Raw genomic sequence first — 13,508 nt, forward strand, 5'->3', positions numbered from 1 at the left:
AGATCCATCACCTATGGCGACAGCAACGAGGACGGCATCGTCGACCACTCCGTCATCAGCCTCTATTCCGACCAGGGGTCGGGCGGCGGCGCCCATGCCAATGACGACCTGGGAACCATCACCGTCTATGGCGACCTGATCACCCTCTCCGACATCTCGACAACCGCCAAACCGGCCTACGGCATCGTCCGCTCCATCGCCGATATCGACGAGGCCATCAAACCCATCGAGATGGGAACCGACCGCGGCGAGATCGCACCGCCCGACGATATCCCGACACAGGACGACCTGCCCCTGCCCGAAGGCATGACACCCGTCTTTGCTATCGCGGGGGACATAAGCCTTGACGGCACGCGCGCCGGTCAGATTGCCATCGAGCATTCAGAGGAGATGGAGATTTCGGAAGGCACAATCGCGTTTTCCTTCAAGGCGGATACTGTCAGCGGCTGCGATGCATTGTTCTCAAAGGATGCCAGCGGTTACGTCACCGGCGGTCATCTCACGGCCTGGGTGACCGACGGCGGTGACGTCAAGGTGCGTTTCCAGGACGAGAGCAGTTCACTCTGGCTCAAGGCCAAAGATGTGTTCGAAGTCGGAAAGGAACACGATTTCGCGTTCACATTCGGCGACGACGGCGCAGTTCTCTATGTCGACGGAGTCGCCGTGGCACGGGACGACGATTTCGAATCCGATTGGCTCGGAAACGAGGAATATCTGATGATCGGCGCGAATGGCTGGAGCAGCCCGAGCGGTGAAATCGGATGGACCGGCAACCATTTCGACGGCGTCATCTCCGACTTCACTGTCCTGAACGAACAGATCGGCGAAGACCGGGTCAGAGACGAGTTGTTCGTCTGACCGGGGCGAACGCGCCGCAAGCCATGCAGGGACCGCCTCTTCAGCATTCCGCTGCCGAGGCGGTTCCTCTTCAATCTGCCGGCTTCGCGAACTGGGTCTTTGAAACACGTTGAGCCTGGTGGAAGATGACTGGCTGTTCCGGCAGCTCTCATGCCCTGAACCTAGGGTACGGACCCATAAATGACGCCGATTTGGTTTGGATCGTTTTGACTAACTGCGAGAAGTGAAAGCGCAGGAAATGTGGTTCATTTTCAAGCCTTTCGCGACGTGGCAGATGGCCAAAACGGCCAAATCCGAAGGACGGCAAAATGGCCTCACCTCGCAGCGTCACCGCGCTTGACCGGGCAAAAAGCCCGCTCTGCACACGCTTCCTCGCGAGATTTTGCCATTTCTGCCGCCAAATCGGCGTCATTTATGGGTCCGTACCCTAAAGTCCGTTCTGCGTGATGAACTGGCTGAGTTCATTCTCGCAAAAGGACTTTTCAGGTCTCAGGCCATAGTCCTTGAGGCGCGTCACCAAAGTGACGCCGTTCAGGTTGGCGGTGTAAAGATCAGCACCCTGCGTTGCGTCAAAGTCAAAGAGATCTTGAGTCATGTCCTGATGGCCGCACAGGACGGACAGGCCTTTCACAAAGGCCGCGACTTCCGTGTGCTTGACAAGTTCCAGCCTTTCGATCCGACCTGGAAGATGATCGGCGACCTCCTGCTCAAGCCGGTCGATCCTCTGGGAAAGCTGATTGGCGGCGTAAAGGGTTCCTGTGAAGAGCAGCGCAATGACCGCAAGCGCGGTGTACCAGACAAGTTTCACTTGTGTCTCCGAATCTGGAAGGTCCCCGCAAGCGACATGCAATCAGACGTAGCCGCCTTTTTCAATACCTACCTTGGAAACGGACTGCAGATCGGCCGGTTCGAGCACAGCGCCATAAAGGTCTGCAGCGATACCGGCACCAAAGTACCGGTTACTAATGCCGGCGGGCATGCTAGATTTTCGTCTGCGTAACCCGCCTAGAGGAGGAAAAACATGAAAACCTGGAAAAAGCCGTCCACGAAAGCCACCGAAGCCGGCTTCGAAGTCACGCGTTACATGCCTGCCGAAATCGGCACCTGCAAGCGCAAGTAATTCGCGGCTAAGCAAGAGCCACGATGAAAATCAGGGTTCTGGGTGCGGCAGCCGGAGGCGGCTTCCCGCAATGGAATTGTAATGCGCCTCTGAGCCGCGCTGTTCGTCAAAACCGGCCCGGGTTTCTCGCCAGAACGCAATCCAGCATCGCTGCGAGTGCCGACGGCAGGAGCTGGGCCGTTTTCAATGCGTCTCCGGATATCCGCGAGCAGATTGCCGCGACACCTGAGCTGCAGCCTTCCGCCGATGCGCCGTTACGCTCAACGCCCATCAAGGCCGTCGTGCTCACGAACGCCGATGTCGATCACATTGCGGGCCTGCTCTCCTTGCGCGAACGGGAACCGTTCACGCTCTACGCAACGCGCCGGGTTCTCGATACGCTGGCCGCGAACAGCATTTTTCAGGTGCTCAATCCCGACTATGTCGAACGCCGCGAACTGGCGCTTGAGGGGGAAACGGAGCTGCACGGCCCCGAGGGCGCACTGGGACTTTCCATTGAGACTTTCAGTGTTCCGGGAAAAGTAGCGCTGTTTCTCGAGGATCCGGAAAAAAAGGACTTCGGCACATCCGGCGGTGACACGATCGGCCTCGCGATCCGCCGCAGCGCTCATGCCGGCCAGCCCCACAAGACACTGTTCTATGTTCCCGGATGTGCCGCAATCGAAACCGCGTTCAAGGAGCGGATTTCGGGCGGGAGCTGCCTCATGTTCGACGGAACCGTCTTTGAAAACGACGAAATGGCCCGCACGGGGGTCGGTTCCAAAACCGGCGCGCGCATGGGTCATCTTGCCATGAGCGGGCCGGACGGCAGCCTTGCGGGCCTTGCCGATGTCGATCTGCAGCGCCGCATCTTCATCCATATCAACAACACCAACCCCGTCCTCGATCCGCATTCCGGCGAAGCGTCTGCGGTCCGGGCGGCGGGCTGGGAAATCGCCTTTGACGGCATGGAGCTGGAGCTATGACCGATCTCGCCCTTTCTCATCCCGCTGGTGCGGCGCCGCCGATCGGAAGCGGTGTTCCGGAAACGGCGGCGGATGTCATCCGCAAACGCGGCCGACTGCTTACCCCGGCGGAGTTGACCGAGGTTCTGCGCACCGCAGGTTTTGACCGCTATCACATTCATCATCCGTTCCACAAAATGATGAATGCAGGAGAACTCACCAAGGCGCAGATGCAGGCCTGGGCCCTCAACCGCTTCTGCTACCAGGATGCCATTCCCAAGAAGGACAGCATCATCCTGTCGCGGTCCGACGACCCTGAGTTCCGGCGCGAATGGATCAAGCGCATCGTCGATCACGACGGCAGTGACAGCCTTGAACAGGACGGCGGCATCAAGCGCTGGCTCAAGCTCGCCGAAGGGCTCGGGCTCGACATCGGCATGGTCCGGTCGCGCAAGTTTGCCCTGCCCGCGACGCGCTATGCTGTGGGCGCCTATCTCGATCTGGTCTCCAGTTCGTCCCTGCTTGTCGCCGTCGCCTCGTCGCTGACGGAACTGTTCTCGCCGGTCGCGATCGGAGAACGCGTACCCGCGATGCTCGCCCGCTACGACTACATAACCGAGGACACGCTGGCGTATTTCACGCCGCGGCTGAAACAGGCTCCAAGGGATGCCGAACACGCCCTTTCGCTCGTAACCGACTGGGCCGACACGCCCGACAAACAAGCCGATGCGGTGGACGCGCTCCTTGCCAAGTGCGACCTGTTGTGGGCGATGCTGGACGCTCTTCAGCATGCCTATGTTTCGCCCGGCAGCATTCCGCCCGGCGCGTTCCGCCCGCGCGAAGAAGACACGAGACAATAAAGGTGGCGACAGGCAGTGACGGTGGCGCGCAAACGGGCAATCCTGACAGCAGACAGTGTTCCGATACTGCCCGCGCATGTTCGCCTGGTCTTCAACGAAAAACGTGAAAGCTGGGTCGTGCTCGCACCTGAAAAGATCCTGTGGCCGGACGATATCAGCGTGCTGATCCTGCAAAACTGCGACGGAGCCAGGTCCATCGGTGAAATCGCGCGCGCCTTGTCGAAGGAATTCAGCGCGCCCTCTTCGGAAATCCTGGGAGACATCCTGGAGTTCCTGCAGGACTGGAGCGACAGGCTGCTGATCAGGCTTGCGGAGCAGAGCGGAGGCAAGCCATGAGCGGCGGCACCGATATCCCACTGGGACTGCTTGCGGAACTCACGCACCGATGTCCGCTCCAGTGCGGTTATTGCTCCAATCCCCTTGAGCTCCTGAAGGCCAACCGGGAACTGGACACAGAAACATGGCTGGATGTTTTCAGGCAGGCCGCGGATCTCGGCGTCCTGCAGGTGCATCTGTCGGGCGGTGAGCCGACGCTGAGGCAGGACCTTGAAGACATCGTCGCGTGCCTCGCCCGAAGTGGCGTCTATACCAACCTGATCACGGCCGCCGTGACGCTTCCCGGCGACAGGCTGAAGGCACTCAAGAACGCCGGACTGGATCATATCCAGATCAGTTTTCAGGGAGCGACCGACGAGACGACGTTCAGGATCGGGCACTACAAGAACGCCTTTGAAAAAAAACGTGCCGCCGCACGTCAGGCACGCGCACTCGGCCTGCCACTGACGATCAACGCGCCGATCCACAGGCTCAACATCGAAGAGGTCCCGGCCTTCGTGGACCTGGCTCTGGAACTTGACGCGGAGCGTCTGGAAATTGCCAATGTGCAGTATTACGGCTGGGCGGAACTCAACAAGGCCGCCCTCCTGCCCGACCGCGAGCAGGTCACACAGCAGATCGACTTCGTGACCAGGGCGCGCGAGGATCTGACCGGCGTCCTGAATATCGACTTTGTTCCCCCGGATTATTACGCCGACTATCCCAAGCCCTGCATGGGCGGGTGGGCGAAGGATGCCTTCATGATCGCACCGGACGGCACCATGCTGCCATGTCACGCGGCCCAATCGATCACGAGCCTTTCGTTCGAGAACGTGCGGGAGAAGCCACTGCAGGCGATCTGGGAGCGCTCGGACAGTTTCAATGCCTACCGCGGCACGGACTGGATGTCCGACCGCTGCAAGGCGTGCCCGCGCAGGGACATTGATTTCGGAGGCTGCCGCTGCCAGGCCTTCGCTGTCACCGGCAATGCCACGGAGACCGACCCCGCCTGCATCAAGTCCCCGTTCCATGAGGAGCTGAGGGCATTTCCGACTAGCACAACGGTGCACAAACGCATGATCGGTGCGACGATCGCAAAGGTGTGAGCGCCACAGATCCGTTGCGCTGCGCCGGAAAGACCTCTAGACGCCCCCCGATTTCCTCATTGCAGCGTCTTCCTGTTCCCGCTGCTTTTCGGCGATCTTGTCGCGCACGGACGACAAGTCTCCCTTTGGCGTCTCCGGATCTTCCGGGTTCCGGGGCACAAGTTCCACCAGAACGGGGTTCGGTATGTGGTCCAGGGTTGCTCCGGACACCGCGTCGACACCCATGCCTATGACACCGCCAACCAGAACATTGCCTGCCATACCGGCAACCCCGCCGGGCGCCACGACCGTGCTGACATGCACCGTCTGGCTTTCGTAACCTTCCTTGGTGACCGTCACGGTGAATTCCTTCTTTCTGGATACCTCCACCAAACAGGGTGACGTCGAACACGTCAGACCGATACTCGTCGCGATATGCGCCCCCTCCGGAGACGCATAGATCTTCACCGTTTCCGTCGTGCCGCGTGTAACGCTTGCACATGCCGGTAAAAGGAGACAAAGGGCGAGCACGGCCCCGACGGACAAATTGCCTTGCATTCACACAATCCTGTTTCCTGGCAGCGACATGGCCACCCACCATGTTGAACGGAACACAATTGTAAGAGCGGCAGTGATCAAGGATTAGGCTGAAAGCGAAACATCATCAAAATATCAAGGACTTCTGGCGCTTTCCCGGTGGCATTGCCGGTGACGTCCCCACGAGATCGGATTTTTGTTTTCGCGTAAGCGCAATCTGCGCAGGCTGAACGGAACAGCGCCGGGCCCACTGAATTGAGGCCGATACGATGCCGGTCATCGGGCGTTGAAGGACGGGCACGTCATCTGTGTCACCTGTTACCACAGCCGAAGGCGGACCAGCAGCATGCATACATGCATGACACTGGTGCCGGCAGCGATCGCAGCAAGTATCAATGGCCTTCGAAACACAAAGCCTTTTGCAGAAAAAGCAGGGAATGGCCGCTGCCACGGAACTCGCCCCGTCGTCTTTAAAGGCGATAAACGATAGGAAAAGCCGTTGCAGCGAAATATCCCGAGAACGCAAGTTCTGAAGACGTCGCAGCCAATTTCAGCGTCATTTCCGGCTCGTCAACGACCGCCACCGTTGCGCCGGGGAATACGGCCGCCGCGACGTTTGATTGCATGCTTTCCGAAGCACGCGCGAATAACGCGGGGAAACACTGTGGGGAATAAGAGAAAGAGTGGTGCCCAGAGGCGGAATCGAACCACCGACACGCGGATTTTCAATCCGCTGCTCTACCAACTGAGCTATCTGGGCGCGCTTGCAAGCAGGTGGAGCCGGGCTCCGTTCGTTGAAAGCCCGGTCCTTATAGAGGCTCGCTCAGACCTTGTCCAGCATTCCGGCAAAGTTTTTTGCGCATGGTTGACGGTGTGGATGACGACACCCATCACAGAACTCAAGGCCCTGAAAAACTTCGCCTTTCTGCGCACATCCGAAGCCGCTCGCAAGGCAGGAAACCTGTCCCGCTGGGAGAGGCTCAGACCGTACGATCAGTGCAGTTGCGCAAAGGGATTGGCCGGCTTCCCGTTCGTACCGTCTTTTCCTGCGGCGCGGAGCGCTGCGAGACCTTGCAATACGGCCTGCGAAGGCTTGTCGCCGGACCACGCCCCTTAAGTACGCCGTGATCCTTCGAGACGGGTCTTCGGTCTTCGTGGGGATAACGCCGCGATTTCCCCCCCGATCCGGCGGTCATTGCCAGACTTGATCCGGTAATCCATGCCCTAGCGATTCAACAATTTTGGGCCGTGCTACCGGAGGCGAAACGGCATGGATGCCATGGTCAGGCCCACTGCTGTCCGGTTTATCCCGGCAATGATCTATTGCGGCGATCCCTGGTCGATGAACTTGTCATCCCTGCTGAAGCGGAGCGGAAGGCAGGGAACCAGGACCCTCTTGTTTCTCCATCTTCATCTAACCTCCAGCGACACGGCGTACTGGATCCCGGTCTTGCCGCATATGCGTCAAACCGGGACGACAAATCCGGGAAGCAAGTCAGTATCCCGACTCGGTACCGATCGGAATTATGAAGCTTTCTCAGCTGCACAAGTTCGATTGCAACTTCTAAACCGGACAGCAGTGGGTCACGCCATGGCATGACGTGGACGGAGGCAAGATGACCCTGCCCGGCGGATCATGAATTCGGCAGCCCTTAAGCAAACATCACCCGAATGGTTCCCCGTCTCCACCGTCACCCAAGGCGAACGAGGTGAGACCCTGAGCCTACTGCCGGCTCTGCGCTGAACCTTGCCCTGACCAGCCACCGGCAAGCTGCACTGCAAACAAAAAGCGCGCCGTCATGCGGCGCGCTTTCATTTCCCGGCAAAGCCCGGGTCTACTGCTCTGTGATCCGGCCGTCCGTATAGGGGGCATACCCACCCTTTGCGGCTATGTAATCAGCCACAACGACTTCCAGACCCGGGCCGTAGTCATAGGCATTCATGCCGTTTTCGGCGAAGACCTTGTAGCCGTCACCGCCGCCGCGCATGTAATTGTTGGAAACGACGCCATAGACCTTGTCCGGATCAAGCGGAACCCAGTTGCCGTCTTCCATGACCTCAACCAACAGGACGCGGCCCGCGCCCGGGTCCTTCTTGCGGGTCCAGTAGTATTTCAACCCGGCAACCTGCGGGAAGCGCCCGGCCCCTTCCTCGACCTGCGAAACGCCGTTTTCCAGCGCCGCCACGACGTCCGAGCCTTTCAGCTGGAAGGTGGAGAGCGTGTTCTGGAACGGCAGCACCGTCAGGACTTCGCCCATGGTGACTTCGCCGCCATCGATGGAGGCGCGCAGGCCGCCGCCGTTCTGGATCGCAATCTGAACGCCCTGGTCCTTGACACGGTCGAGCATCGCGTCGGCTACGAGATTGCCCATCTGGCACTCGCCGGCACGGCAGGAGCCGCGGTCGCCGTCGATCGCGCCTTCACTGGAGCCGATGACCTTGGCCTTCAGTTCCTCGATCGGCGCGGCAAGTTCCGCGACACGCGCCGCAACACCTTCATCCGGCGTCACGGAGGCGTCCAGAAGGATCGGCTCGCCTTCAGCCTTCAAGAGTTTGCCGTCATCGTCCCAGGTCACGTCCAGTTCGCCGAGGAACTTTCCATAGGCGTAGGCCTGGACAATCGGCACCTCGTTGCCATCCGGATTGGTCACCATCACCGGATATGGCCCGGACGCCCTCTCCTGCGTGTTCGACAGAAGCGTGTGCGAATGCCCGCCGACGATCACGTCGATCCCGGGAACCGCCGCTGCGATTTCCATGTCGCGAGACAGGCCCATGTGAGTCACGGCAATGATCTTGTTGATTCCAGCAGCCTCCAGGCCTTCAACGGCACCCTTCAGGTAGTCTTCTGCCTGGATGAAGCGGACATTCTCGCCCGGCGAGGACGTTTCGGACGTGTCCTCGGCCAGTGCCGAGACGATGCCGATTTTCTCGCCGCCTCGCTCCAGGATGACGATGCCCGGAACCTTGCCTTTCAGGGCCGGCTCGGCGCTGACATCGATATTGCCTGAAATGACCGGAAACTCGGCCTTGTCGATGAACTTCGCCAGGACTTCAGGACCGTCATCGAATTCGTGATTGCCGACCACCATGGCGTCGAGACCAAGGACATTGGCAAATTCCACCGCGGCATCGCCCTTGTAGGTGGTGTAGAAGAGAGAGCCCTGGAACTGGTCGCCGGCATCGACCACGATGACGTTCTTGCCCTCGGCCTCAAGCTCCGCGCGCCGTTGATCGAGCATGGTCTTGATGCGCGCGATACCGCCGAAACACTTCCCTTCCGCTTCATCCTCGGCGCCGCAGGTCGAATCGTATTTGTTGATCGATTCAATGCGCGAGTGGAGATCGTTCAGATGCAATATGGAAAGTGAAAAGTCGGCATATGCCGCCGTCGACAGGCCTGTCGACAAACACAGCGCCGAAGCGATCAGAAAACGGTTCTTCATCGGACCCTCGCCCTTGATTCTGTTTGTTTGCTCAGAAGCACCTGCGCCTCGCGGTCCCGGGACCGGCCAGCCGGTGAAGGCAAATCTTCGAACAGAATGCCTGCAACCGCAAGCGGTCAGGCCGGAATGAGGGAAATAAATTTAGCCGCATAATTTCACATGCGGCACTCACGGCACGTCACGCGCCGTCAAAACCGTCGGCGCTTCGGGTGCTGCACCAATCCGCAAACGCAAACGGGGCTTTTTACGCAGAGATCAGTCGTCCGGAAAGTTGCTTTCGTCGATGTCGTCGGTTTCCACAACCGGGATCGTGTAGCCCTCGGTAAACCAGCGATTCAGGTCGATCTTCGCACACCGGTCCGAACAAAAGGGATAGTCCTCCCGGGTAGAGAGCTTCGAACAGATCGGACACGGGCGCATGCGGCGCGTTGCTGTCTTGTCTTCACTCACGAATGTCGGCCTCGCTGTCTTGGCGATGCCACCGGATCAAAGATCAGGCGGCGGCGGTCGCCCAGCCCTGGTGCACCGGGTATCCGGCCGCAGTCAACAGGTTGACGGTCTCCACCAGCGGCAATCCGACCACGGAGGGATAGGAGCCGACGAGCTTGACCACGAAACTCCCTGCCAGTCCCTGGATGGCATAGCCACCGGCCTTGCCGCGCCATTCACCGGATGCAATGTAATCATCAACATCCTTGCGCGACAAGCGCTTGAAGCGAATGCGCGTTTCGACCAGTTTCGAACGGACCTTGCCATTCGCCTCCGCAACGGCAACGCCGGTGAAAACACGGTGTCCCCTGCCGGAAAGCATGGAAAGGCACATGAGTGCCTGCTCGGTCAGTTCCGCCTTCGGCAAGGCGCGGCGTCCAACCGCAACCACGGTGTCGGCGGCGAGCACGATACCGCCCTGCGTTTCCTGCAGGGCATCGGCGGACTGGCGGACGGTTTCCGCCTTGGTCCGGGCCAGTCTCAGCGCAAGGCTGCGCGGCGTTTCGTGTTTTTTCGGTGTTTCATCGATGTCGGCCGGCATGAGGTGATCGGGATCAAGGCCGATCTGCTGCAGCAGCGCAAGGCGGCGCGGAGATGCAGAAGCCAGTATGAGCTGAGGAGCATCGGTCATTTTAGAAGGAACCTTGCAGCCGGCATCACAATCAAATCCGCTATTTGAAGCGGTAGGTGATCCGCCCCTTGGTGAGGTCGTAAGGGGTCATTTCAACGAGAACCTTGTCACCCGCCAGAACGCGGATCCGGTTCTTGCGCATACGCCCTGCGGTGTGGGCGATAATCTCGTGATCGTTTTCCAGTTTTACGCGGAACGTGGCATTGGGCAACAGTTCCGTTACGACGCCCGGAAACTCCAGAGCTTCTTCTTTGGCCATTTGATATCCTGATTAAAGCGGGCCTGGCCCGCGGGTGCGGGGGAAACTAACGGATTAGCGGGCGAAAGTGAACCTTTCTTTCCGTTCCTTACAAAAAAGAAATTCAGTCTGCCGCGGTCGGGGACCAGTCGAGGCGTTTCTTGATGCGCATCATCAACTGATCGCGTACCGCGCGGTATTCATTGAGGATCTGCTCGCGGCTGCCGGTCGCCAGCGTCGGGTCCATCGTTGGCCAGTATTCGACGTCCACGGCCTCCGTGCGGGTCATTTCCAATGCCTTGTGGTGGGCTTCTGGTGCGAGTGAGACAATCAGATCGAAGCCCGATTCATCAAGGTCCTCGAAGGTCTTGGGCTGGTGCCGGCTCATGTCGATGCCGATCTCCGACATCACCGCATCCACAAACGGGTCGGTCTTGCCCTCGCGAACGCCTGCCGAGCGCACATAAATCCTGCCCGGAAACAGTTTCTGCGTCAGCGCTTCGGCCATGGGAGAGCGAACGGAATTCATCCCGCACGCAAACAGAACCGCAGTCGGACGGAGGCCCGGCCCGGTCACCTGTGTCAGCCCTTCCAGTGGAGGGCATAAACGAGCGTGAACAATCGTCTTGCCGTTTGCATGTCCACTTCGATCTTCCCTTCCAGGCGCTCCATCAGGATCGTCGATCCCTCATTGTGAACACCCCGCCGCCCCATGTCGATCGCCTCGATCTGACTGGGCGTCGCATGACGTATGGCCTCGTAATAGCTCTCGCAGATCAGGTCGTAATCCTTGACGATCTTGCGCAGAGGCGTGAGCGACAGAACGTGCGTGACGACATCCTGCTCGTCTTCGGTCCTGATTCGAAAAACGAGCCGCTTTTCGACGACGGCAAGATTGAGAACGTATCTGGTGGCCGGATGTCCGACGGGCTGGAAGCTGTTTTCCTCGATCAGGTCATAGATCGCAACGGCCCGATCATGTTCCACTTCCGGTGTTGAACGCGCGATCGAGGCCTCGTCCAGAACAACGTCGACCAACCGCCCTCCGGCGGATTGCGAACTGGTGTCCGGTTGCGTATCGCTCATGTGCGAGAAACCTCTTTGCTCCCGATTACATGTTCAACCTGATGGAAACAGAGCGCGCGTGCGCCGACAAGCCCTCAGATTCACCCAGCGTCATTGCTGCCGGGCCAAGAGCCCGCAGATTATCCGCATTACACTTCAGGATCGAGGTGCGTTTGACAAATTCCAGTACAGAAAGACCTGAGGAAAACCGCGCGGAGCGGGCCGTCGGCAGCACGTGATTGGACCCGCCGACATAATCGCCGATCGCTTCAGGGGTGTAATGGCCAAGAAAAACCGCGCCCGCATTGCGGACTTGTTTCAGGAGTTCCTCCGGGCCGGCAACCGCAAGTTCCAGGTGTTCCGGGGCGATCCGGTTGGCGAGCGGCATGGCCGCTCCCAGATCCTCAACAGTGATAACAGCGCCGAAGTCTTCCCAGCTCGCGCGGGCGACCTCTTCGCGCGGCAATGTCTTCAACTGCGATTCAACCGCCTTTTCCACTTCTTGCGCCAGATCCATGCTGTCGGTAATCAGGATCGACTGGGCGGCGGTGTCGTGTTCGGCCTGGGCAAGCAGATCCGCGGCGATCCAGTCCGGGTTGTTGCCGCCGTCGGCGACAATCAGCACTTCGGATGGCCCGGCGATCATGTCAATGCCGACCGTGCCGAAAACCCGGCGCTTTGCGGCTGCGACATAGGCATTTCCCGGTCCGACAATCTTGGCGACCGGGGCGATGGTCCCGGTCCCGAAGGCGAGCGCGGCAATCGCCTGCGCACCGCCGATCCGGTAGATTTCCGTCACGCCGGCAACTTTGGCCGCTGCAAGAACAAGCGGGTTCAGAACACCGTCGGGGCTCGGCACGACCATGACGATCCGCTCTACACCTGCAACGCGCGCCGGAACGACATTCATGAGAACGGAACTCGGATAGCTCGCAAGCCCTCCCGGCACATAGACTCCGACCGCCTCGATCGCGGTCCAGATGGATCCCAGTTCCACGCCGAGCGCGTCCTGGTAACGGTCGTCCTGCGGCATCTGGCGCGCATGGTGCGCGGTGATCCTGTCATGCGCCAGCTGCAGGGCCTCAAGCGTCTCCGCCGGGACCTCACTGACGGCCCGATCGATCTCTTCTTCTGAGACCGTCAGCGCCGCCATGCTGTCCGCTTCGAGCCTGTCGAACTTCGCGGTGTATTCCAGCACGGCCTTGTCGCCGTCCCTGCGCACCGCGTCGATAATGTCCCTCACAACGAGATCAACGTCTTCCGACACTTCCCGCTTTGATGACAGAAGCGCTTCGAACTTTGCTTCAAAGCCGGCTTCAGATTTGTTCAGGCGGTGGACCACACGCGGCTCCATCATGATTTCTGGCAGTGTTTTTGGCGTTCTTTCAACACGCGGCGCCGGCCACGGCCGGCAGCGTCAGTCAACTCAGATCGTGCTGGGGCAGGTTGGGCGTCGCCCAGGCAGCGCCGAGATCGGACAGCTGTGCCTCGATGCATTCAACCTGAAGCGCAATGCTGGAACCGCCCGCAAATGCGAGCTGGATCGTGCCGGAGGGGTCTTCGCCCGCTTCAAACGTGACCGCGAGCAACTCCAGGACCAGGCCCTTCGCATCCTGGCGGATGTTCTGTGCCTTCATGTCGGTCACCTGGGTGAACGCAAGCGCGGACCTGCGCCGTTCATGTTCCTTGCTGCGTTTGTCCGCCTTCTTGTCCCAGACGAAACGGTTCATCACAAACACCGCTTTTTTCTCCTTCGGGAGAAAGCGGATATCGGCGACGGTCAGGACGGCGTCCTGGATATGGGCGGAAAGAACTTCAAGATCTTCCTGGTCGAGGGCGGCAAGTTTCAGCTGATCCATGGCGGTCCGAATTCTGATCCGTTCGTTCGTTTTCGGGCAGTCCGCATATAGGTGGGGTTCT

17 protein-coding genes and 1 tRNA gene are annotated in these 13,508 nt (G+C 59.7%); 6 read left to right on the top strand and 12 right to left on the bottom strand.

Features of this window, described 5'->3' with window-relative positions:
- The coding region (locus tag RBB49_RS00005; RefSeq protein WP_306140576.1) for a LamG-like jellyroll fold domain-containing protein at positions 1-858 on the top strand (858 nt) is incomplete at its 5' end.
- Positions 859-1,285: 427 nt separating this feature from the next.
- Here RBB49_RS00005 and RBB49_RS00010 read toward each other — a convergent pair.
- Together RBB49_RS00010 and RBB49_RS00015 are read right to left on the bottom strand one after the other, a co-directional pair.
- Complete coding sequence (locus RBB49_RS00010) at positions 1,286-1,666, bottom strand: hypothetical protein (protein ID WP_306140577.1); 381 nt, start codon at positions 1,664-1,666, stop codon at positions 1,286-1,288.
- 42 nt (positions 1,667-1,708) lie between these two features.
- On the bottom strand, positions 1,709-1,837 hold the full coding sequence (locus RBB49_RS00015) for a hypothetical protein (RefSeq protein ID WP_306140578.1): 129 nt from the start codon (positions 1,835-1,837) through the stop codon (positions 1,709-1,711).
- A gap of 42 nt (positions 1,838-1,879) precedes the next feature.
- On the opposite strand from RBB49_RS00015, the gene RBB49_RS00020 reads away from it, so the two are divergent.
- The 5 genes from RBB49_RS00020 to pqqE are packed head-to-tail and all read left to right on the top strand — an operon-like array spanning position 1,880 to position 5,203.
- Positions 1,880-1,978 (top strand): pyrroloquinoline quinone precursor peptide PqqA, encoded by a 99-nt coding sequence (locus tag RBB49_RS00020; RefSeq protein ID WP_306140579.1) that lies wholly within the window; start codon positions 1,880-1,882, stop codon positions 1,976-1,978.
- Between the two features lie 23 nt (positions 1,979-2,001).
- Positions 2,002-2,943, top strand: coding sequence for a pyrroloquinoline quinone biosynthesis protein PqqB (gene pqqB / locus RBB49_RS00025; protein ID WP_306140580.1), 942 nt, complete (start codon positions 2,002-2,004; stop codon positions 2,941-2,943).
- Complete coding sequence (gene pqqC, locus RBB49_RS00030) at positions 2,940-3,782, top strand: pyrroloquinoline-quinone synthase PqqC (RefSeq protein ID WP_306140581.1); 843 nt, start codon at positions 2,940-2,942, stop codon at positions 3,780-3,782. Before pqqB ends, pqqC begins: the two co-directional genes overlap by 4 nt.
- A gap of 15 nt (positions 3,783-3,797) precedes the next feature.
- A complete protein-coding gene (gene pqqD / locus RBB49_RS00035; protein WP_306140582.1) occupies positions 3,798-4,118 on the top strand; it encodes a pyrroloquinoline quinone biosynthesis peptide chaperone PqqD in 321 nt (106 codons plus the stop codon).
- Positions 4,115-5,203 carry a pyrroloquinoline quinone biosynthesis protein PqqE gene (gene pqqE, locus RBB49_RS00040; RefSeq protein ID WP_306140583.1) on the top strand — a complete coding sequence of 363 codons (1,089 nt, stop codon included), beginning with the start codon at positions 4,115-4,117 and terminating at the stop codon, positions 5,201-5,203. Before pqqD ends, pqqE begins: the two co-directional genes overlap by 4 nt.
- Positions 5,204-5,239: 36 nt before the next feature.
- Here pqqE and RBB49_RS00045 read toward each other — a convergent pair whose 3' ends face one another.
- The 10 genes from RBB49_RS00045 to RBB49_RS00090 form a co-directional block, all read right to left on the bottom strand.
- Entirely contained in the window at positions 5,240-5,740 is a 501-nt protein-coding gene (locus tag RBB49_RS00045) for a translation initiation factor 2 (protein WP_306140584.1), read from the bottom strand.
- A 663-nt stretch (positions 5,741-6,403) separates the two neighbouring features.
- Positions 6,404-6,479: transfer RNA gene (locus RBB49_RS00050), tRNA-Phe, on the bottom strand.
- Between the two features lie 1,075 nt (positions 6,480-7,554).
- Positions 7,555-9,165: a bifunctional UDP-sugar hydrolase/5'-nucleotidase gene (locus RBB49_RS00055; RefSeq protein ID WP_306140585.1), complete on the bottom strand. Its 1,611-nt coding sequence runs from the start codon at positions 9,163-9,165 to the stop codon at positions 7,555-7,557.
- Between the two features lie 255 nt (positions 9,166-9,420).
- Positions 9,421-9,615: a DNA gyrase inhibitor YacG gene (gene yacG / locus RBB49_RS00060; RefSeq protein ID WP_306140586.1), complete on the bottom strand. Its 195-nt coding sequence runs from the start codon at positions 9,613-9,615 to the stop codon at positions 9,421-9,423.
- A gap of 43 nt (positions 9,616-9,658) precedes the next feature.
- Complete coding sequence (locus RBB49_RS00065) at positions 9,659-10,285, bottom strand: Maf-like protein (protein ID WP_306140587.1); 627 nt, start codon at positions 10,283-10,285, stop codon at positions 9,659-9,661.
- A gap of 40 nt (positions 10,286-10,325) precedes the next feature.
- The gene (gene infA / locus RBB49_RS00070) at positions 10,326-10,544 is read right to left on the bottom strand and encodes a translation initiation factor IF-1 (RefSeq protein WP_006939340.1); all 219 of its coding nucleotides are present in this window, start codon (positions 10,542-10,544) and stop codon (positions 10,326-10,328) included.
- A gap of 103 nt (positions 10,545-10,647) precedes the next feature.
- Positions 10,648-11,100, bottom strand: a complete 453-nt coding sequence (locus RBB49_RS00075; protein ID WP_306140588.1) for a low molecular weight phosphatase family protein — start codon at positions 11,098-11,100, stop codon at positions 10,648-10,650.
- A gap of 5 nt (positions 11,101-11,105) precedes the next feature.
- Entirely contained in the window at positions 11,106-11,609 is a 504-nt protein-coding gene (locus RBB49_RS00080; RefSeq protein ID WP_306140589.1) for a UPF0262 family protein, read from the bottom strand.
- Between the two features lie 25 nt (positions 11,610-11,634).
- Positions 11,635-12,930 carry a histidinol dehydrogenase gene (hisD, locus tag RBB49_RS00085; protein WP_306140591.1) on the bottom strand — a complete coding sequence of 432 codons (1,296 nt, stop codon included), beginning with the start codon at positions 12,928-12,930 and terminating at the stop codon, positions 11,635-11,637.
- Positions 12,931-13,009: 79 nt separating this feature from the next.
- Positions 13,010-13,447, bottom strand: coding sequence for a DUF2948 family protein (locus RBB49_RS00090; protein WP_306140592.1), 438 nt, complete (start codon positions 13,445-13,447; stop codon positions 13,010-13,012).
- Positions 13,448-13,508: the final 61 nt, after the last annotated feature.

Source organism: Roseibium sp. MMSF_3412 (genome assembly GCF_030733265.1).
Taxonomy (GTDB): Bacteria; Pseudomonadota; Alphaproteobacteria; order Rhizobiales; family Stappiaceae; genus Roseibium.